General features: G+C 56.8%; 12 protein-coding genes. 8 read left to right on the top strand and 4 right to left on the bottom strand.

What is annotated here, in order from left to right; all coding sequences use genetic code 11:
* Positions 1 to 8: 8 nt before the first annotated feature.
* Together nirB and ABIB59_RS17055 are read left to right on the top strand one after the other, a co-directional pair.
* Positions 9 to 4,076 carry a nitrite reductase large subunit NirB gene (gene nirB / locus ABIB59_RS17060; RefSeq protein ID WP_354036266.1) on the top strand — a complete coding sequence of 1,356 codons (4,068 nt, stop codon included), beginning with the start codon at positions 9 to 11 and terminating at the stop codon, positions 4,074 to 4,076.
* Positions 4,073 to 6,649 carry a nitrate reductase gene (locus tag ABIB59_RS17055; RefSeq protein ID WP_502910517.1) on the top strand — a complete coding sequence of 859 codons (2,577 nt, stop codon included), beginning with the start codon at positions 4,073 to 4,075 and terminating at the stop codon, positions 6,647 to 6,649. The genes nirB and ABIB59_RS17055 overlap by 4 nt, the downstream gene beginning before the upstream one ends.
* On the opposite strand, the gene ABIB59_RS17050 is transcribed toward ABIB59_RS17055, so the two are convergent.
* On the bottom strand, positions 6,626 to 7,177 hold the full coding sequence (locus ABIB59_RS17050) for a YbhB/YbcL family Raf kinase inhibitor-like protein (protein ID WP_354036265.1): 552 nt from the start codon (positions 7,175 to 7,177) through the stop codon (positions 6,626 to 6,628). The two genes, ABIB59_RS17055 and ABIB59_RS17050, sit on opposite strands and share 24 nt — an antisense overlap.
* A gap of 164 nt (positions 7,178 to 7,341) precedes the next feature.
* Between ABIB59_RS17050 and ABIB59_RS17045 the strand changes: the two genes are divergently transcribed.
* Positions 7,342 to 8,763 (top strand): YchO/YchP family invasin, encoded by a 1,422-nt coding sequence (locus tag ABIB59_RS17045; protein WP_169039437.1) that lies wholly within the window; start codon positions 7,342 to 7,344, stop codon positions 8,761 to 8,763.
* Here the strand turns inward: ABIB59_RS17045 and narL are convergent.
* Complete coding sequence (gene narL, locus ABIB59_RS17040) at positions 8,760 to 9,410, bottom strand: two-component system response regulator NarL (protein ID WP_039079179.1); 651 nt, start codon at positions 9,408 to 9,410, stop codon at positions 8,760 to 8,762. The two genes, ABIB59_RS17045 and narL, sit on opposite strands and share 4 nt — an antisense overlap.
* Positions 9,403 to 11,202, bottom strand: coding sequence for a nitrate/nitrite two-component system sensor histidine kinase NarX (gene narX / locus ABIB59_RS17035; protein ID WP_039079430.1), 1,800 nt, complete (start codon positions 11,200 to 11,202; stop codon positions 9,403 to 9,405). The genes narL and narX overlap by 8 nt, the downstream gene beginning before the upstream one ends.
* Before the next feature lie 306 nt (positions 11,203 to 11,508).
* On the opposite strand from narX, the gene ABIB59_RS17030 reads away from it, so the two are divergent.
* The 5 genes from ABIB59_RS17030 (at position 11,509) to narI (ending at position 19,958) form a co-directional block, all read left to right on the top strand.
* A complete protein-coding gene (locus ABIB59_RS17030; protein WP_039079178.1) occupies positions 11,509 to 12,903 on the top strand; it encodes a NarK family nitrate/nitrite MFS transporter in 1,395 nt (464 codons plus the stop codon).
* Between the two features lie 392 nt (positions 12,904 to 13,295).
* Positions 13,296 to 17,039: a nitrate reductase subunit alpha gene (locus ABIB59_RS17025; protein WP_071194066.1), complete on the top strand. Its 3,744-nt coding sequence runs from the start codon at positions 13,296 to 13,298 to the stop codon at positions 17,037 to 17,039.
* On the top strand, positions 17,036 to 18,574 hold the full coding sequence (gene narH, locus ABIB59_RS17020) for a nitrate reductase subunit beta (RefSeq protein ID WP_354036261.1): 1,539 nt from the start codon (positions 17,036 to 17,038) through the stop codon (positions 18,572 to 18,574). Before ABIB59_RS17025 ends, narH begins: the two co-directional genes overlap by 4 nt.
* A complete protein-coding gene (gene narJ / locus ABIB59_RS17015) occupies positions 18,571 to 19,281 on the top strand; it encodes a nitrate reductase molybdenum cofactor assembly chaperone (protein ID WP_354036259.1) in 711 nt (236 codons plus the stop codon). The genes narH and narJ overlap by 4 nt, the downstream gene beginning before the upstream one ends.
* Complete coding sequence (gene narI / locus ABIB59_RS17010) at positions 19,281 to 19,958, top strand: respiratory nitrate reductase subunit gamma (RefSeq protein ID WP_071194067.1); 678 nt, start codon at positions 19,281 to 19,283, stop codon at positions 19,956 to 19,958. Before narJ ends, narI begins: the two co-directional genes overlap by 1 nt.
* Here the strand turns inward: narI and ABIB59_RS17005 are convergent.
* On the bottom strand, positions 19,955 to 20,854 hold the full coding sequence (locus tag ABIB59_RS17005) for a DMT family transporter (protein WP_354036257.1): 900 nt from the start codon (positions 20,852 to 20,854) through the stop codon (positions 19,955 to 19,957). The genes narI and ABIB59_RS17005 overlap by 4 nt on opposite strands.
* Positions 20,855 to 20,950 lie beyond the last annotated feature (96 nt).

The following is a 20,950-nucleotide window of genomic DNA, read 5'->3' as shown; positions in this document are numbered from 1 at the left end:
TGAGTGAGATGACCCTGCGACTGTTAATCATTGGCAACGGCATGGCGGCCACCCGCCTTGTCGAAAAACTCAGCGAATCGGCTGCCGACCGCTATGCCATCACGATGATTGGCGACGAGCCGGGCCATGCCTATAACCGCATCCAGTTATCACCGGTGCTGGGTGCAGAAAAAGCGTTCAGCGACACCGTCCTGCATGACGCGCAGTGGTACAAAGCGCGCGGCATCAGAGTACTGACGGGGGAGACGGTCACCCAGGTTGATGTGTCGGCGCGTCGGGTCATTACCACCCAACGCGAGTTGACCTGGGATGAACTGGTATTTGCCACCGGATCGACGCCCTTTACCCCGCCCGTACCGGGCCACGACTTACCGCATGTCCATGGCTTTCGCCGTATCAGCGATGTGCAGGCCATTCTGGCAGGCAGTGGGCCGGTGGTTGTCCTCGGCGGTGGCGTACTGGGGGTTGAAGCGGCTGCGGCGCTGCGCCGTCACGGTGACAACGTCACGTTGGTGAACCGCGGCGAATGGCTTATGGAGCAGCAGCTTGACGCACAGGCCGGGGGGCTGCTGGCAGCGTATCTGCGTGAGCGCGGCATTGACTGCGAACTCTCTGCCAGCATCCGCTGTATTACACCCGATAGCGTCACGCTGACCAACGGCCGCGTTTTGTCGGCAGGCCGCGTGGTAATGACCACCGGCGTGCGCCCGGCGATAACCCTTGCCCAGGCCAGTGGTATTCCCTGTGCCCGTGGCATCGTGGTAGACGGGCAGTTGCGCAGTGCGGTCGCCGGGGTGAGCGCCCTCGGTGAATGCTGTGAAATTGCCGGACAAACCTGGGGGCTGGTGGCCCCTTGTTTGCAGCAGGCGGAGATTCTCGCTGCGCGTCTGCTCGGCACGCCTGAGGCAGACTTTCACTGGCAGGCGGGCGGGCTGCGACTGAAAGTGACCGGCATCGACCTGTTCAGTGCCGGGGACGTGCAGGCGCGTGATGGCGATGACATCTGGACCAGCCTCGATCCCCTCAGCGGCCATTACCGTCGCCTGCTGGTGCGGGAAAACAGACTGTGCGGCGTACTGCTGCTGGGTGATTGTGCCAGTGCGGCTGCACTCACCGAACGATTAAATACGCCGGAACCGCCGCAGGCGGGCTGGCTTTTTGACAGCTTTACAGCGCAGCCAGCGGCTGCCGGGATCCCAAAGATGACAAAACCTACTCTGGTTGTGGTTGGACACGGTATGGTCGGCCACCATTTTTTAGAACAGTGCGTGAGCCGCAACTTGCATCAGGCCTATCACATTGTGGTATTCGGCGCGGAGCGTTATGCCGCCTACGATCGCGTGCATTTATCCGAGTACTTTGCCGGACGCAGCGCGCAGTCGCTCTCCATGGTCGAGGGGGATTTTTTCGACCAGCACGGCATTGAGCTGCGTCTCAACCAGACCATTACCGATATCGACCGCGCGTTACAGGTGGTGCGGGATGGCCAGGGGCATGAAACGCGCTGGGATAAACTGGTGCTGGCGACCGGTTCATACCCGTTTGTGCCGCCGGTTCCGGGGCATGATGCCCGTGGCTGTTTTGTCTATCGCACCCTGGATGACCTGGATGAGATTGCCGCGCGTGCGAAAAACGCCACCCGTGGCGTCGTGATTGGCGGCGGGCTGCTGGGGCTGGAAGCGGCGAATGCGTTAAAACAACTGGGGCTGGAAACCCACGTGGTGGAGTTCGCCCCGGCGCTGATGGCCGTTCAGTTGGATGAACAGGGCGGCGCTATGCTGCGCAAGAAAATTACCGCGCTGGGGGTGCAGGTTCATACCAGCAAGGCGACCCGGGAAATCGTGGCGAATGGCGACACGCTCACCCTCAACTTTGCCGATGGTGAGAGCCTGACGACCGACATGGTGGTGTTCTCCGCCGGCATTCGCCCACAGGATGCGCTTGCCCGCAGCGGGGCGTTGGACCTGGGGGAACGCGGCGGGATCACCATTAATGAACAGTGCCAGACCTCGGATGAAAACATCTTCGCCATTGGCGAATGTGCGGTGTGGGAGGGCAAAGTCTATGGTCTGGTGGCGCCAGGATATCAGATGGCGCGTGTAGTGGCGGCTCATCTCAGCGGCGAAGCGGCGGCGTTTACCGGTGCGGATATGAGCACAAAGCTGAAATTGCTTGGCGTTGATGTGGCGTCGTTCGGCGATGCCCACGGGCGCACACCCGGCAGCCTGAGTTATCAGTGGACCGACGGCCCGGCGCAAATCTATAAAAAAATCGTGGTCAGTGAAGATGGCAAACAACTGCTCGGTGGCGTACTGGTGGGGGAAGCCAGCGACTATGCGACGCTGCTGCAAACCATGCTCAACGGGCTGGCGCTGCCAGCACAACCGGAAAGCCTGATCCTGCCTGCGCTTGCTGGTAGTGCGCCAAAAGCGCTCGGCGTGGCGGCCTTGCCGGACAGCGCGCAGATTTGCTCCTGTCATAACGTCAGCAAAGGCGATATTTGCCATGCGGTCAGCGCGGGCGCCAGCGACATGGGAGCCATCAAAAGTTGTACCAAAGCGGCCACCGGTTGCGGCGGTTGCAGCGCGCTGGTCAAACAGGTCATGGAACACCAACTGGCGTCGCAGGGCGTGGAAGTGAAAAAAGACATCTGCGAACACTTCCCGTACTCGCGCCAGGAGATCCACCATCTGGTGCGCGTCAACCATATCCGTACTTTCGCACAGTTAATCAGCCGTTATGGTCACGGGCAGGGCTGCGAGGTGTGTAAGCCGCTGGTCGGGTCGATTCTGGCCTCCTGCTGGAATGAGTATCTGCTCAAACCGGTGCACCTGCCGCTGCAGGATACCAATGACCGTTATTTCGCCAACATCCAGAAAGACGGGACCTATTCCATTGTGCCGCGGATGCCTGCCGGAGAGGTCACGCCGGATGGTCTGATTGCCATCGGGCAGATCGCCAAACGCTATCAGCTTTATAGCAAAGTCACCGGCGGCCAGCGTATCGATCTCTTTGGCGCCCGTCTGGAGCAGCTTCCGGCCATCTGGCAGGAGCTGGTCGATGCCGGGTTTGAAACCGGGCACGCCTACGGCAAGTCATTGCGCACGGTGAAATCCTGCGTTGGTTCGACCTGGTGCCGCTATGGTGTGCAGGACTCCACCGGGCTGGCGGTCACCCTGGAGCATCGATACAAAGGGCTGCGTGCGCCGCATAAGATAAAAATGGCGGTGTCCGGCTGTACCCGCGAGTGTGCGGAAGCGCAGGGGAAAGATGTGGGGGTGATCGCCACGGAGAAAGGCTGGAATCTCTATGTGTGCGGTAACGGCGGCATGAAGCCACGTCATGCGGATCTGTTTGCCAGCGATTTGGATGAGGCCACGCTAATCCGCACCGTTGACCGTTTTCTGATGTTTTACATCCGCACGGCTGACCGCCTGCAACGCACCAGCACCTGGCTGGATAACCTGGAGGGCGGCATCGACTATTTGCGCGATGTTATCCTGAACGACAGCCTTGAGATTGCCACTGAGCTGGAAGAAGAGATGGCGCGGGTAGTGGACAGCTATCAGTGCGAGTGGCAGACCACGCTTAACGATCCTGACCGTCTGGCGCTGTTCCGCTCGTTTGTTAACAGCGACGTGCCGGACGAAACCGTTCACCGCGAGGTTGTCCGTGACCAGCCGCAACTGGCGGCGGCACCAGAACAGTCAGAAGGGCAACTGCCGTGGCGGCCATGGCAGGTTATCTGCGACATCGCCGCGATACCTGAACAGGCGGGGATTGGCGCACGACTGGGCGAGCGGCAAATTGCGCTGTTCCGCTTTGGCGAAACCATCTATGCGCTCGATAACCACGAACCGGGTAGCCACGCCCAGGTTCTGTCGCGCGGGATCTTAGGCGACACGAACGGTGAACCGCTGGTGATTTCGCCGCTCTACAAGCAGCGTATTCGTCTGCGTGACGGCTGCTATGCGGAAAGTGGTGAACCGGCGGTCCGCGCCTGGCCGGTCAAAATTGAAGGTGGCAAAGTGTGGGTCGGCAACCAGGTCCTGTTAATGCGCGCGGAGGCATCATGAGTACCCGCACCACCTGCCCGTATTGCGGTGTGGGCTGCGGCGTGGTTGCGACCATTACTGACGATGGGGTGAGCGTGGCGGGTGACCGCGCGCACCCGGCAAACGCCGGTCGGCTGTGCGTGAAAGGGGCGGCGCTGGGGGAAACCACCGGGTTAGCGGGGCGGCTTCTGGCTCCGCAGGTGGATGAGCAGACGGTAAGCTGGCAGGCGGCGCTGGATGCCGCCGGAGAACGCCTGAACGCCATCATCAGCGAATTTGGTCCGCAGGCGGTGGCGTTTTATGCCTCCGGGCAGTTGCTCACCGAAGATTACTATGCCGCCAACAAGCTGATGAAAGGTTTTATCGGCGCGGCAAATATCGACACCAATTCACGGTTGTGCATGTCATCTGCCGTTACAGGCTACAAGCGGGCCTTTGGTGCAGATGTTGTGCCGTGCAGCTATGACGATATCGAAAAGAGCGATCTGCTGGTGCTGGTGGGGTCGAATGCCGCCTGGACCCATCCGGTGCTCTACCAGCGCATTGTGCAGGCAAAGCATGATAACCCGGCGCTAAAAGTGGTGGTCGTTGACCCGCGCGTCACCGCCACCTGTGATATTGCCGACCTCCATCTGCCGCTAGCGCCAGGGAGCGACGCCGGGCTGTTTGTCGGCCTGCTGAATATGATTGCGAAGGAAAATCAAACGCTTGTCGATTTTGATGAGGGCGAGGCCGCACTGGCTGCCGCGCGTACGTGGACACCAGAGGTGGTCGCGTCATTCTGTAATTTGTCGCGTGACGTTGTCACAATGTTTTATGACTGGTTTATTACCGCGCCACGGGCGATGACGCTGTTCACCATGGGAATTAACCAGTCATCGAGCGGCAGCGATAAGTGTAATGCCATCATGAATGTGCATCTGGCCAGCGGCAAATTTGCCCGTCCGGGATGCGGCCCGTTTTCGCTGACCGGACAACCGAATGCCATGGGCGGGCGCGAAGTGGGCGGTCTGGCGACACAACTGGCGGCACACATGAATTTTGAAGCGGCGGACCTTGCCCGGCTGGCACGTTTCTGGGGGACGGAGCGGCTGGCGCAAACGCCGGGACTGATGGCAGTGGATCTGTTTGAGGCCATCGGGCGTGGCGAGGTGAAAGCGGTGTGGATAATGGGCACCAATCCGGCGGTTTCGCTGCCGGACAGCCATGCGGTGTGCCACGCACTGGCGGCCTGTCCGCTGGTGATTGTCTCTGAGGTGGTGGCGCAGACTGACACCAGCCGCTACGCTCATATCCGTTTTCCGGCGCTGGCCTGGGGGGAGAAAAATGGCACAGTGACCAATTCCGAACGACGCATCTCACGCCAGCGGCCCTTTTTACCCCCGCCGGGTGAGGCAAAAGCTGACTGGTGGATAATCTCACAGGTCGCGCAGCACCTCGGCTTTGGCTCTGCGTTTGCCTGGCAGCATCCTCATGAGGTGTTTTCTGAACATGCGGCGCTCTCCGGCTTCGAAAACAACGGTACGCGGGCGTTTGATATCAGTGAACTGGCCGGGTTAACGCGCGAACAGTGGGATAGGCTGGAACCCTACCAGTGGAGCGTTACCCCGGCGGCATTACAACGCGGCTGGCGGCCTTCCGGGCGTTTACGCACCGTACCTGTATCGCCCGCACGCGCAGTGGCGCAACCGACGGCGCGCTATCCACTTTTACTTAACACCGGGCGGATCCGCGATCAGTGGCATACGATGACCCGCACTGGCACCGTTGCGCGGTTGATGCAGCACATTGCCGAACCCGTGGTGGATATTTCCCCGGCGGATGCTGCCCGTTTTGCACTCAGTGAGGGAGACCTCGCACATATAAGCTCTCCTCGCGGCGTTATGGTGGCTCGAGCGCGTATTCAGCACGGTCAGCGGGAAGGTGAACTGTTTACGCCGATGCACTGGAACCACGCCTTTGCGCGTCAGGGGAAGGTTAACGCACTGGTGGCTCCGGTGTGCGACCCGCATTCCGGGCAGCCGGAGAGCAAACAAACGGCGGTGCGCATCGCCGCCTGGCAGCCAGACTGGCAGGGCGAATTCTATGCGCGTGAAATGCCGCCGCTCCCCGCCAATCTCTACTGGGTGCGCAAAGCGACGGATAGCGCCTTGCATTTCACCCTGGCGGGCAATGGCGATGCGTCGGCATGGCTGACGGCATGGTGTCAGACGCAAGATTGGCAGATACAGACTCTTCGTGCCGGTACGGTGAAAAATCTGCTGGCCTGGCATCACGGGCAATTGATGCTGGGGTGGTGGAGTGATACGCGGCTTCCGGTTATTGCACATGATGTCATTGTGCAGGCATTTATCACCGCGCCGGCAACGGCGCAGGCGCGGCATAGCCTGTTAGCCGGGCAGTCACCGTCCAGCTTACCCGTGCCGGGGCGCACGGTCTGTAGCTGTTACAGCGTGGGGGAAAACGCGATTCGCGCCGCGATTGCCACAGGGTGCGACAGCACCGCAGCGCTGGGGAATGTCCTTCGCTGCGGCACAAACTGTGGCTCCTGTCTGCCGGAATTAAAAGCGCTACTGTCCGAAGCGGCCAATTAAACCTGCCGCGCCCAGGGTGTGGCCTTTGAGTTTGGCAAACAGCTCGTCCCGGGTTAATCCTTTGGGGAGATCCGGGGCGATGCTGGTGGCAATCAGGGTAAAGGTGTAGTGGTGTGCGCCGCTACCCGGTGGAGGGCAAGGACCATACCACTGCACGGTGCCGGGGGTATTTTTACCGCCGGTATAGCCTTTGCCGTCACGCAGATCATTTTCGGCAAAACCGGTGCCGGAAGGGGGAATGTTGTAGGCTACCAGATGGGTAACGCCAAGGCCCATCGCCCCTTCAGGGTCATGTACGACCAGGGCGAAACTTTGCGTTTTTGCAGGCGGATTGTTCCACACCAGTGCCGGGGAAATATTCTCTCCCGTGCAGTTAGGATTGCTGGTGGCGTTGCCCGCGAATCTTTTCTCCATCAGCGCGTTATCGCCAAAAGCAGGGGATTGCAGTTGGAAAATGTCGGTGGCGCTGGCCGACACGGCATACAACAAAATGGAACTGCACATGGCCCATCGTAGTGTCTGAGTCATTCGGTTTTTCTCAGTTATCAGCATTCAGTTAACTGTAGTCTGGCGAAACGGGAAGGATTAAGGATTTTCCTGAAATTTGCGCAAAAGCTGAAATTGTCGGGCAAAGCCGCTAACCTGAACGACTGGCGATCATTTCCAGCCCGGAGCGACCCCCTACAAACGTGATGCACTGGTTTTCCTCTTCCCCAATACTGCTTTTATTCTTGCCGCTGGCGGGAAGCGCGGTCAGTGGCGTACAGACCGCCCCGCAATCCTGGTATGTTCAGCAGGCTCAACATCCGTTTGATAATGATGGTGATTCTCTGCCCGATCTCGGAATGACGCCCGACAAAGGCAGCAGTGAAAAACATCTGGCCGAAATGGCGAAAGCCTTTGGTGAAGCCAGCATGACAGACAACGGGCTGGATGCCGGAGCACAGGCGCGCCAGTTCGCCTTTGGTCAGTTGCGCGATGTGGTGAGCGATGAGGTAAACCAGCAGGTAGAGTCCTGGCTGTCGCCCTGGGGCAAAGCGACCATCGATGTCAAAGTTGATGACAAAGGGGGCTTTAACGGCAGCCACGGCGACTGGTTTGTCCCTTTGCAGGATACGTCCCGCTATCTCAGTTGGAGCCAGCTTGGTCTGACCCAGCAGGATGAGGGGCTGGTCGGTAACGTGGGTATCGGGCAGCGCTGGATTTCCGGTGACTGGCTGCTGGGGTATAACACCTTCTACGACAACCTGCTCGATGAAAACCTGGCCCGTACCGGACTGGGGGCTGAGGTGTGGGGACAGTCGCTGCGTTTTTCCGCCAATTACTATCAACCGCTCACCGACTGGACGTATCGTTCGGCAACGCTCCAGCAGCGCATGGCGCGCGGCTATGACATTACCGCTCAGGCGCGTTTACCTTTCTGGCAGCAACTCGATACCAGCGTCAGTCTGGAACAATACTTTGGTGAGAGCGTGGATTTATTCGACTCCGGGACAGGGTATCGTAATCCGCTGGCGGTAAAAGTGGGGCTGGATTACACCCCCGTACCGCTGGTAACGCTCTCGGCGCACCATAAACAGGGAGAGAACGGCGAAAGTCAGAACGATTTAGGCCTGAAACTGAATTATCGGTTTGGTGTTCCTCTCTGGAAACAGCTTTCCGCCAGCCAACTGGGAGAGGAGGCCTCTTTGCGCGGCAGCCGTTACGATAATCCGGTGCGCGATACGGTGCCGGTATACGAATATCGCCAGCGCAAGACACTCTCAGTATTTCTCGCCACACCGCCCTGGGATTTACAGCCTGGCGAAACGGTGGCACTTAAACTGGATATCCGCAGCACGCACGGGATACGCGAGTTACGCTGGCAGGGTGATACCCAGCAGCTTAGCCTGACGCCGCCTGCTCACCCCAGCAGTACGGAAGGCTGGTCGATCATTATGCCGAAGTGGGATAACAGTGAAGGGGCGACCAACGAGTGGCATCTGGCGGTGATTGCCGAAGATGAAAAAGGTCAGCGCGTCTCATCCAATGAGATTGTGCTGACGCTGACGCCACCGCTGGTTGACACCTCTGACGCGACGCCGCGCTGGGAGCTGATGGCGCCTGACAATTAGAAAATGCGTTCCTGATGAACCCAGACCGCTGCTTCCACGCGGGATTTCAGGCGCATTTTTTTCAGCATATGTTTCACGTGCACTTTTACCGTACTCTCGGTGATGTCGAGGCGACGGGCAATCATCTTATTCGGCAGACCCTGCGCGATAAGCTTAAGAATGTCGCGTTCGCGCGGCGTTAACTGGCTGATATCGCGATCCGAGGTTGCACGGTTGGCGCGCAGGCTGGCAGCCAGCACGGGGGTTAGCGCATCGCTCAGAACCATCTCACCCGCTGCGGCCTGCTGGAGGGCTTTGAGTAAATCTTCTGGCTCCATATCTTTAAGCAGATAGCCATCGGCGCCGCGTTTAAGGGCAGTGACAACATCCTCTTCGTGATTCGATACGCTAAAGACCACCACGCGACCCGACAGCGTTTTTTCACGCAGTTTATCGAGCGTTTCAAGGCCGTTCATCCCCGGCATATTCAGATCTAACAGAATCAGGTCCGGGTCCAGATCCTCTGCCAGTTCGATGCCTTGTTCGCCATTGCTGGCCTCGCCGACGACGGTGATTTCAGGCGACATGCTGATAAGTTGCTTGACGCCGGTACGCAACATCGGGTGATCATCGATGAGCAAAATGGTAGCCGGTTCCTGGTTAGTCATAGTTATCTCCTTGCACTGATGAGAGAAGATTTTCGGGAATAAACGTCACGGTCACATCGGTACCGCCGGACTCACGCCGTCGAACCTGGCAATCGCCACGTAAACTTTGCGCACGGTCGCGCATGATAATCAAGCCATAATGGTTTGTTCGCGCTGCGTTTTCCGGCACGCCACAGCCGTTGTCGCGAACTTGCAATATTACCCGTTTTTCCTGCTGGACGACCGAGACGATAACCTCAGTCGCGCCGGAATGTTTCAGCGAATTGCTTAAGGCTTCGCGGGCAATCTGCAATAAATGGATTGCCTGATGTGAGGGCACGAGACGCGCGGGGAGCTGGTAATCCAGCCTGACCTGAAAACCGAAGCGCGCGCTGTATTCCTGACAACTGGACTCCAGGGCCGGGCGCAGTCCAGGCTCTGTTAATTGTAAGCGGAATGTCGTCAACAGCTCACGCAACTGCGCCCATGAGGTATTGAGCTCGTTTCGTATTTGCCCCAGCAACTGCTGGCTACTCTCAGGCAGGTCGCCGCCCTGCATCTGCAAACAACTGACCTGCATCTTCATACAGGAGAGAGACTGGGCGATGGAGTCATGCAGTTCCCGGGCGATGGTGGCACGCTCTTCCATCACCATCATCTGCTGCAGATGTTCCTGATGACGGTCCAGCGCCAGCGTCGCGGTTAACTGCTCGACAAGCGTATCCACCAGTTGTTGCTGATCGTGGCTAAGATGCCTGCCGTGGGGGAGCTGCGCGAGTAGCAAACCATATTGTGTATGGTTGTCCGCCAGACGCCATTTCAGGGTGGAACTGCCGCCAGCGGGAGCAGGCAGGATGCCGCGCGGACATAAATGGCACCCCCGATCATCACAGGTAATATCCGAATGGCAGGTGAATTCTTGGTGGTTTTTCTCATCTTCCATGTCGTAAACGCGCAGCTCAATATCATGCAGCAGCGTCAGGTTTTGCAGCCCGTGAAGCACCGGTGACAAACGTTCGCACAAAGGAATACGCGAATGCAGACGATGGTTGGCCTGCCACAGGAAAGAGAGAATCTGGTTTTTTTGTTCAAGTCCGGCGGTTTTTTCCTGAACGCGCTGTTCAAGGACGGCATAACTTTCCGCCAGCTCTTCCGACATATTATTCAGGGCGGTACCGAGGGTCGCCATCTCATTGCGTCCGCTGATTTGTGCCCGCCGGGTAAAGTTACGCTGGCTGACCGCCTGGGCCATTTTCAGTAACTGTTCCCACGGCTGGAGCAGGCGGGCGCGAAGCCAGACAACGGTAAAGAGCAGCAGTAAGCCCAGCAAGATGGCCATCACCCGATGCAGGATCACCACGCGCGCCATGCGCTGTTCGGTGCTGTGATCGAAGGCGGTAACCAGCGTGTCGATTCGATTTACGTAGGTGGCTATTTTATCGGTGACAGCCTGAGGCTCCTGGGCCTGCTTAAGGGCTGGCGCGACCTCATTGCGCCAGAAATGTTGCAGCGCCTCTAACTGCTCTTGCTGCCCGTCACGTTCGGCGACATCGGCCAGTTCAGAACTGAACGCCGTTTGCTCCATCTCTTTGAGTAATACGTCGTCTGCCGGGCGCAGTGGCACGCTTGCCAGCAACCGATAACTTTGCATACGCAGCGAGCCCGCTTTGTTGATGGCGTGGGCACTGCCCTGAACGCCAAGCACCAGCCAGCCGGAAACCGCCATACCCGCCACACCGATAACCGTCGACAGCAGCATGGTCAGCGCGACCTGGTTAACCAGGGAGAGCGGTGTAAAGAGGCGTTTAAGCATAGAGGGCAAGGCTCCGGCGCACGGAAATAAAGAGTGGTCGATATTGTCCGCCATACCCTGAGGTATACCCATACCTACAAAGAAGTACTCCTTTATCGTTGCCGGTATCCATAAAAGGAGTGGGTCTTTTTCATCGGGCGACAGGGTTGTGAAAAACCACACTTTTTTAAGAAAAACGATCTACTCACTAATGAGCATGGCTATTTTTTGCTCGTCGTTACGCACACTTTTCCTTTGATTTATATCAACTTACCTTGCGCTGTAAAAACTAATGTGGCCTCGTCAAATCAATAACCAGAGGTGTCTATGAGTCACTCTTCTACCCCCCAAAGGGCGTCAGGCCGAATTATTAGCGACTGGCGTCCGGACGATCCGCTTTTCTGGCAACGACAGGGGCACGGCATCGCCAGCCGTAACCTGTGGATTTCGGTTCCGTGTCTGTTGCTGGCGTTCTGTGTGTGGATGTTGTTTAGCGCCGTTGCCGTAAACCTGAATAAAGTTGGCTTTCAATTTTCGACTGATCAACTCTTTATGCTGACTGCTTTACCGTCCGTGTCGGGCGCACTGCTGCGCGTACCGTACTCTTTTATGGTCCCGGTATTCGGTGGCCGCCGCTGGACCGCGTTCAGTACCGGCATTCTGATCATTCCTTGCGTCTGGCTGGGCCTGGCGGTTGAAGATACCTCCACCCCATTTAGCACGTTCATCATCATTGCGCTGTTGTGTGGTTTTGCCGGAGCGAACTTTGCCTCCAGTATGGCGAACATCAGCTTTTTCTTTCCAAAAGAGAAGCAGGGGAGCGCGCTGGGGATTAACGGCGGTTTCGGTAACCTGGGTGTGAGCGTGATGCAGCTTCTGGCACCGCTGGCTATTTCGTTTTCGATGTTTGCTGTGTTTGGCGCAACGGGTGTGGCGCAGCCTGATGGCAGTATGATCTTCCTGGCGAATGCCGCATGGGTATGGGTGCCGTTGCTGGCCGTCTTTACTCTCGCCGCCTGGTTTGGCATGAACGAACTGACCGCCTCGAAAGCGTCACTGAAAGCGCAGTTGCCGGTGTTAAAGCGTAAGCATATGTGGATCATGAGCTTTCTCTATCTGGCAACCTTTGGTTCGTTTATCGGCTTCTCTGCCGGTTTCGCCATGCTGTCGAAGACCCAATTTCCGGACGTGGTCATCATGCATTACGCCTTTTTTGGCCCACTCATCGGCGCGCTCGCCCGTTCTGCGGGTGGGGCGCTGTCGGACCGCCTGGGGGGGACGCGTGTTACCCTGGTGAACTTCATCCTGATGGCTATTTTTAGTGCCTTACTGTTCCTGACGCTGCCAACCAATGGCGTGGGCGGGAATTTTACCGCCTTCTTTGGCGTCTTCCTGATGCTGTTCCTGACGGCCGGGCTGGGCAGTGGCTCTACCTTCCAGATGATTTCAGTCAATTTCCGCAAGATGACGCTGGAACGGGTGAAAAACGCTGGCGGCAGTGAAGCCACGGCGCTGCGTGAGGCGGCAACCGAAACCGCTGCTGCACTGGGCTTTATTTCAGCTATTGGGGCGATTGGCGGCTTCTTTATCCCGAAAGCCTTCGGCACCTCGCTGGCGCTCACCGGTTCCCCGGCGGGCGCAATGAAAGTGTTCCTGGTGTTTTATATCGCCTGTGTGGTGATCACCTGGGCTATCTACGGACGGAATTCTAATAAAAAGTAAGTAAATGTTGATTATCCTTGCGCGGGCCTGGCTCGCGCTTTTTTTTGATCTGACTTAGTTACAACATACTTTAAGAGGGAGTTACCCACGACAGAGAAAAACCCTCGTCTTCAGGGGGCTATACCCCTTAATACCTGCTTAGCGCATTTTTTCTCGCTTGCTGTCATTTTGGTTATTTATTTTCTTTATATATCAATAAATTAAATTTAAAACCATTCTACCCTTTTGGAGGTAGATAGTGATTTCCCTGCCTTTATGAAGCCCTTACAGCTTGATCGCCATCAATTCTTCTCGCCTTTCAGAGCGTTACTTTCGCCGCAAATGCTGTAACCCCTAATTTGTGCAATGTCGATTTATCAGAGAGCCGTCAGGCTCCATACAGGAGAAACCCGATGAGTAAATTCCTGGACCGATTTCGCTACTTCAAGCAGAAGGGCGAAACGTTTGCCGATGGGCACGGCCAGCTTCTCGAAACAAACCGGGACTGGGAGGATGGATACCGCCAACGCTGGCAGCACGATAAAGTCGTGCGTTCTACTCACGGTGTAAACTGCACCGGGTCTTGCAGCTGGAAGATTTACGTCAAAAACGGTCTCGTTACCTGGGAAACCCAGCAGACCGACTACCCACGTACCCGCCCTGATATGCCAAATCATGAGCCACGCGGCTGCCCTCGCGGCGCCAGCTACTCCTGGTATCTTTACAGTGCGAACCGTCTGAAATACCCGCTGATGCGCAAACGCCTGATGAAAATGTGGCGTGAAGCGAAAGTGGCACACCCTGATCCGGTGAACGCCTGGGCCTCGATCATTGAAGATGCTGATAAAGCGAAAAGCTTTAAACAGGCACGTGGACGCGGTGGTTTTGTTCGCTCCTCCTGGCAGGAAGTGAATGAGCTGATTGCGGCCTCTAACGTCTACACCGTGAAAACCTACGGTCCTGACCGCGTGGCAGGCTTCTCGCCGATCCCGGCGATGTCGATGGTCTCCTATGCTTCCGGCGCACGCTACTTGTCGCTGTTAGGCGGTACCTGCCTGAGCTTCTACGACTGGTATTGCGACCTGCCGCCAGCCTCGCCGCAGACCTGGGGTGAGCAGACCGACGTTCCGGAGTCCGCCGACTGGTATAACTCCAGTTATATCATTGCCTGGGGTTCCAACGTACCGCAGACCCGTACCCCGGATGCCCACTTCTTTACCGAAGTCCGCTACAAAGGCACCAAGACCGTTGCCGTAACCCCGGACTATGCCGAAATCGCCAAGCTGTGCGACCTGTGGCTGGCACCGAAGCAGGGCACCGATGCGGCAATGGCGCTGGCGATGGGCCACGTCATGTTGCGTGAATTCCACCTCGATAACCCGAGCCAGTACTTTACCGATTATGTGCGTCGCTATACCGACATGCCGATGCTGGTGATGCTGGAACCGCGTGAAGGATACTACGCCGCGGGCCGTATGCTGCGCGCATCGGATCTTGTGGATGCGCTGGGCCAGGAGAATAACCCGCAGTGGAAAACCGTTGCGCTCGCTGATAACGGCGAAATGGTGGCGCCGAACGGTTCCATCGGTTTCCGCTGGGGCGAGAAGGGCAAATGGAACCTTGAACAGCGTGATGGCACGACCGGCGTTGAGACAGAGCTGCAACTGAGCCTGTTGGGTCGTCAGGATGAGATCGCGGACGTTGGCTTCCCGTACTTTGGCGGCGACAGCACCGCGCACTTTAGTAAGGTTGAACTGGAAAACGTTCTGCTGCATAAACTGCCGGTTAAACGCCTGCAACTGGCCGATGGCAGCAGCGTGCTGGTGACCACCGTTTACGACCTGACCCTGGCGAACTATGGCCTGGAGCGCGGTCTTAATGATGAAAACTGCGCCACAAGCTACGACGATATCAAAGCCTATACGCCGGCCTGGGCTGAAAAAATTACCGGCGTTTCCCGCGCCAATATTATCCGCACCGCCCGTGAATTTGCGGATAACGCCAACAAAACGCATGGCCGCTCGATGATCATCATCGGGGCCGGGATGAACCACTGGTATCACCTCGATATGAACTACCGTGGGATCATCAATATGCTGATCTTCTGCGGCTGTATCGGTCAAAGCGGCGGCGGTTGGGCACACTATGTAGGCCAGGAAAAATTGCGCCCGCAAACGGGCTGGCAACCGCTGGCGTTTGCCCTGGACTGGAACCGTCCGGCGCGCCATATGAATAGCACCTCCTACTTCTATAACCACTCCAGCCAGTGGCGCTATGAAACCGTCACCGCGCAGGAGCTCTTGTCGCCGCTGGCGGATAAATCACGCTACACCGGCAGCCTTATCGATTTCAACGTGCGCGCCGAGCGTATGGGGTGGTTGCCATCTGCACCGCAACTGGGTACCAACCCGTTGCGTATTGCCGAAGCGGCGAAAAAAGCAGGTATGTCGGCGGTGGATTACACCGTGAAATCCCTGAAAGAGGGCACCATGCATTTTGCGGCGGAGCAGCCAGAAAACGGCAAAAACCACCCGCGTAACCTCTTTATCTGGCGTTCAAATCTGCTGGGCTCCTCCGGTAAAGGCCACGAGTACATGCTCAAGTACCTGTTGGGTACGGAAAACGGTATTCAGGGCAAAGATCTCGGCAAGCAGGGCGGCGTGAAGCCGGAAGAGGTGGAGTGGAAAGATAACGGGCTCGACGGCAAGCTGGATCTGGTGGTGACGCTGGACTTCCGTCTGTCGAGCACCTGCCTGTACTCCGACATCGTACTACCGACGGCAACCTGGTATGAGAAAGACGATATGAATACGTCGGATATGCATCCGTTTATTCATCCGCTGTCTGCTGCCGTTGATCCGGCCTGGGAGTCTAAAAGCGACTGGGAGATTTATAAAGCGATTGCCAAAAAATTCTCTGAAGTCTGCGTGGGCCACCTCGGTAAAGAGACCGATCTGGTGACTCTGCCGATTCAGCATGACTCTGCCGCTGAACTGGCGCAGCCGCTGGATGTGAAAGACTGGAAAAAAGGCGAATGCGATCTGATCCCAGGTAAAACCGCACCGCATCTGATTGTGGTTGAGCGTGATTATCCGGCGACTTACGAACGCTTTACCTCCATCGGCCCGTTGATGGAGAAAATCGGTAATGGCGGTAAAGGTATTGCCTGGAACACCCAGAGCGAAATGGACCTGCTGCGTAAGCTCAATTACACCAAAGCGGACGGCCCGGCGAAAGGCCAGCCGATGCTTAACACAGCGATTGATGCCGCAGAAATGATCCTGACGCTGGCGCCGGAAACCAACGGCCACGTGGCGGTCAAAGCCTGGGCAGCGCTCAGCGAATTTACCGGTCGCGACCACACGCATCTGGCAACCAACAAAGAAGAGGAAAAAATCCGCTTCCGCGATATCCAGGCCCAACCGCGCAAAATTATCTCCAGCCCGACCTGGTCCGGCCTTGAAGATGAGCATGTCTCTTATAACGCAGGCTATACCAACGTTCATGAGCTCATTCCATGGCGCACCCTCTCCGGTCGTCAGCAGTTGTATCAGGACCATCAGTGGATGCGTGACTTCGGTGAAAGCCTGCTGGTCTATCGTCCGCCCATCGACACCCACTCAGTGAAAGAGGTGATGGGCGAGAAGTCCAACGGTAACCCGGAAAAAGCGCTCAACTTCCTGACGCCGCACCAGAAATGGGGGATTCACTCCACCTACAGCGACAACCTGTTGATGCTGACCTTAGGCCGCGGTGGTCCGATTGTCTGGATGAGTGAGACGGATGCTAAAGACTTGGGTATCGAAGATAACGACTGGATTGAAGTCTTTAACAGCAACGGTGCCCTGACTGCCCGTGCGGTTGTCAGCCAGCGCGTGCCAGCCGGGATGACCATGATGTACCACGCTCAGGAACGTATCGTGAACATTCCCGGGTCAGAAATCACCGGTCAGCGCGGGGGTATCCATAACTCGGTAACCCGAATTACGCCAAAACCGACCCATATGATCGGCGGCTATGCCCAACTGGCCTATGGCTTTAACTACTACGGAACGGTTGGCTCCAACCGCGATGAGTTTGTGGTGGTACGTAAGATGAAGAACATTAACTGGCTGGATGGCGAAGGTAATGACCAGGTACAGGAGAGCGTAAAATGAAAATTCGTTCACAAGTTGGCATGGTGCTGAACCTCGATAAGTGCATCGGTTGTCATACCTGTTCCGTCACCTGTAAAAACGTCTGGACCAGCCGTGAAGGGATGGAGTACGCGTGGTTTAACAACGTGGAAAGTAAGCCCGGTGTCGGTTTCCCTAATAACTGGGAAGACCAGGAAAAATGGAAGGGCGGCTGGATCCGTAAAGTGAATGGCAAATTGCAGCCGCGGATGGGTAACCGTCCGATGCTGCTGGGTAAAATTTTCGCCAACCCGCATCTGCCGGGCATCGACGATTACTACGAGCCATTTGATTATGACTACCAGACGCTGCACACCGCGCCGGCTGACAGCAAACACCAGCCAATCGCCCTTCCGCGCTCGCTGATCACCGGCCAGCGGATGGATAAAATCACCCGTGGGCCAAACTGGGAAGATGACCTGGGCGGCGAGTTTGAGAAGCTGTCGAAAGACAAAAACTTCGAGAACATGCAGAAGGCGATGTACGGCCAGTTTGAAAACACCTTCATGATGTATTTGCCGCGTCTGTGCGAACACTGTCTTAACCCGGCGTGCGTGGCGACCTGCCCGAGCGGCGCGATCTACAAACGTGAAGAAGATGGCATTGTGCTGATTGATCAGGATAAATGCCGCGGCTGGCGTATGTGCATCACCGGTTGCCCGTACAAGAAAATCTACTTCAACTGGAAGAGCGGTAAATCCGAGAAGTGCATCTTCTGTTATCCGCGTATCGAAGCCGGTCAGCCAACGGTCTGTTCCGAAACCTGCGTGGGCCGTATCCGCTACCTCGGCGTGCTGCTGTATGACGCGGATGCCATTGAGCAGGCGGCAAGTACAGAAAACGAGAAAGATCTCTATCAGCGCCAACTGGATGTGTTCCTTGACCCGAACGACCCGAAGGTTATCGAGCAGGCAATTAAAGACGGCATTCCGCTGAGTGTGATCGACGCCGCCCAGCAGTCGCCTGTGTATAAAATGGCGATGGACTGGAAGCTGGCGCTGCCGCTGCACCCGGAATATCGCACGTTGCCAATGGTCTGGTACGTGCCGCCTTTGTCACCGATTCAGTCTGCAGCGGATGCAGGTGAGTTGAGCAGCAACGGTATTCTGCCGGATGTGGACAGTTTGCGTATCCCGGTACAGTACCTGGCAAACCTGCTGACCGCAGGGGATACCGGGCCGGTACTGCTGGCGCTGAAACGTATGCTGGCAATGCGTCACTACAAACGTGCGGAAACCGTGGACGGCAAAATCGATACCCGTGCGCTGGAAGAAGTGGGTCTGACCGAAGCACAGGCGCAGGAGATGTACCGTTACCTGGCCATCGCCAATTACGAAGATCGTTTTGTGGTCCCGAGCAGCCATCGCGAGCTGGCGCGCGAAGCGTTTCCTGAGAAGAGCGGTTGTGGCTTTACCTTTGGTGATGGCTGCCACGGTTCGGACAGTAAATTCAATCTGTTCAACAGCCGCCGCATCGATGCCATTGATGTTTCAGTGAAAACGGAGCCACACCCATGATTGAGCTGGTCGTTATTTCCCGTCTGCTGGAATACCCGGATGCTGCTCTGTGGCAGCATCAGCAGGAGTTGATCGAGGCGCTGCAATCGTCAACGCACTTCACGGCGTCTCAGTCACAAGGTGTTATCGATTTTTTGCAGCAGTTGACCTCGCAGGATCTGCTGGATGCCCAGGCAAACTACAGCGAACTGTTTGATCGGGGGCGCGCCACCTCATTGCTCCTCTTCGAGCATGTTCATGGCGAGTCCCGCGACCGTGGACAGGCGATGGTCGATCTGCTGGCGCAATACGCCCGGCAAGGTCTGGAGCTGGACAGCCGCGAGTTGCCGGATCACCTGCCGCTCTATCTGGAGTATCTGGCGCAACTGCCGCCGGCGGAAGCGTTGGGCGGATTGCAGGACATTGCGCCGATCCTGGCGCTGCTAAGCGCTCGTCTGCAACAGCGCGACAGTAACTACGCGATGCTGTTTACGCCGCTGATCGAACTGGCGAATACCGCTATCGATCAACAAAAAGTGGCTGAAAAAATCGCTGATGAAGCGCGTGATGATACCCCGCAGGCGCTGGATGCCGTCTGGGAAGAAGAGCAGGTGAAATTCTTTGCCGAACAGGGGTGTGGCGAATCTGACATTACTGCGCATCAACGTCGCTTCGCTGGCGCTGTCGCACCGCAGTACCTGAATATCACAACCGGAGGACAGCAATAATGCACTTCCTGAATATGTTCTTCTTTGATATGTACCCGTACATTGCCGGGACGGTGTTTCTGGTGGGGAGCTGGCTGCGTTATGACTACGGCCAGTACAGTTGGCGTGCCGGTTCCAGCCAGATGCTGGACCGTAAAGGAATGGTGATTTGGTCAAACTTGTTCCATCTGGGGATCCTCGGCATCTTCGCCGGGCACTTCCTGGGGATGCTGACGCCGCACTGGATGTACGAATCCTTCCTGCCCATCGAAGTGAAACAAAAAATGGCGATGATTGGCGGTGGGGCCAGCGGCGTGATGTGCCTGGTGGGCGGTATCATGCTGCTGAAACGCCGACTGTTCAATCCGCGGATCCGCGCGACATCCACGGCGGCCGATATTCTGATCATGACTTTGCTGATGGTGCAGTGTGCGTTGGGGCTGTTAACAATTCCTTTCTCCGCACAGCATATGGATGGCAGCGAAATGATGAAGCTGGTGGGCTGGGCCCAGGCCGTGGTGACGTTCCACGGCGGGGCTTCCGAGCATCTTGACGGGGTAGCGTTTATCTATCGTATGCATCTGGTGCTGGGGATGACGCTGTTTGTGCTGTTCCCGTTCTCGCGGCTGGTGCATATCTGGAGCGCGCCCGTTGAATATCTGACGCGCAAATATCAGATTGTCCGCGCCCGCCGCTAACTGGACCGTGTTTTGATTCCAACCCCGCATTCGCGGGGTTTTTTTTCACCCCAACCCAGGTTATTACCAGCGGCAGCAAACAGTATCAATACGCCGCCCATCAGTTGTGTGGCGTTGAGCGAATGACCAAAGACCAGTTTATCGACCACAATCGCAATCACGGGATAAATAAAGGAGAGCGATCCTGTGATGGGGGTTGGCAGCTTCTGGATCGCGCTATAGAGCAACTGGTACATCACGCCGGTGTGTACGATCCCAAGAGTAAGTAAGATCAGCCACGGATACTCGGCGGAAAACACAGGCCTGCCGGTCAGTGGCAACAAGAGAACGACCCCGGTTAACACCTGGATAAAGGCAATATGCTGCGGCGCTATCCCGCTGAGTTTGCGGGTGATGATTGCAGTCAGCGCATAAAAAAAAGCGGCGCTCAGGGCCAGCACAATACCAGAAAACCACTGTGCGGAGTGGCCGGACGTGAGCTCGCCGGAGAGCAGTATCACCACCCCTGCGAAGGCGAGAAAAAGCCATCCCCATTTGACCAGGCTGACCCGCTCGCCCAGCGCCATCCCCATTAAGACCAGCATGAACGGCTGCGTATTGTAGACCACTGTCGACAGGCCAATTGAGATACGGCTATAGGCGGCGAACAGCAATAACCAGTTGACGACCAGGGCGATACCGCCCGCAATGGCTAATGCCAGCGTGACTTTAGTCAGCGGACTAAAGGGCTGTTTACTGGCGCGGATAAAGATAAACAGTGTGAGTGCGCCGATCAGGCATCGCCAGAAAACCACTTCCGTGACCGGTAATCCCGACAGCAAAACGAATGCGCCAATGGAACCGGAAATCAACATCGCCAGGCTCATCGGCCAGACGCCTTTTTGCCTGTTATTCATAAACCACCTCCTGAATGATGGCCCTTATTGTCGAAAATGGCAGGCCACTTTTACAGAGATGATGTAAGGTGGAATTTGCGTATGACGTTTATTAAT

It is taken from the genome of Citrobacter sp. UYEF32 (genome assembly GCF_040546205.1).
In the GTDB taxonomy this organism is placed as follows: domain Bacteria; phylum Pseudomonadota; class Gammaproteobacteria; order Enterobacterales; family Enterobacteriaceae; genus Phytobacter; species Phytobacter diazotrophicus.
The sequence above is the reverse complement of the archived record's forward strand: the minus strand, read 5'-3'. Positions and strand labels throughout refer to the sequence as shown.

Bases quoted from the DNA above. Each gene is read 5' to 3' on its own strand.
- nirB (WP_354036266.1), top strand. From the start codon at position 9: ATGACCCTGCGACTGTTAATCATTGGCAACGGCATGGCGGCCACCCGC.
- ABIB59_RS17055 (WP_502910517.1), top strand. From the start codon at position 4,073: ATGAGTACCCGCACCACCTGCCCGTATTGCGGTGTGGGCTGCGGCGTG.
- ABIB59_RS17050 (WP_354036265.1), bottom strand. From the start codon at position 7,177: ATGACTCAGACACTACGATGGGCCATGTGCAGTTCCATTTTGTTGTAT.
- ABIB59_RS17045 (WP_169039437.1), top strand. From the start codon at position 7,342: ATGCACTGGTTTTCCTCTTCCCCAATACTGCTTTTATTCTTGCCGCTG.
- narL (WP_039079179.1), bottom strand. From the start codon at position 9,410: ATGACTAACCAGGAACCGGCTACCATTTTGCTCATCGATGATCACCCG.
- narX (WP_039079430.1), bottom strand. From the start codon at position 11,202: ATGCTTAAACGCCTCTTTACACCGCTCTCCCTGGTTAACCAGGTCGCG.
- ABIB59_RS17030 (WP_039079178.1), top strand. From the start codon at position 11,509: ATGAGTCACTCTTCTACCCCCCAAAGGGCGTCAGGCCGAATTATTAGC.
- ABIB59_RS17025 (WP_071194066.1), top strand. From the start codon at position 13,296: ATGAGTAAATTCCTGGACCGATTTCGCTACTTCAAGCAGAAGGGCGAA.
- narH (WP_354036261.1), top strand. From the start codon at position 17,036: ATGAAAATTCGTTCACAAGTTGGCATGGTGCTGAACCTCGATAAGTGC.
- narJ (WP_354036259.1), top strand. From the start codon at position 18,571: ATGATTGAGCTGGTCGTTATTTCCCGTCTGCTGGAATACCCGGATGCT.
- narI (WP_071194067.1), top strand. From the start codon at position 19,281: ATGCACTTCCTGAATATGTTCTTCTTTGATATGTACCCGTACATTGCC.
- ABIB59_RS17005 (WP_354036257.1), bottom strand. From the start codon at position 20,854: ATGAATAACAGGCAAAAAGGCGTCTGGCCGATGAGCCTGGCGATGTTG.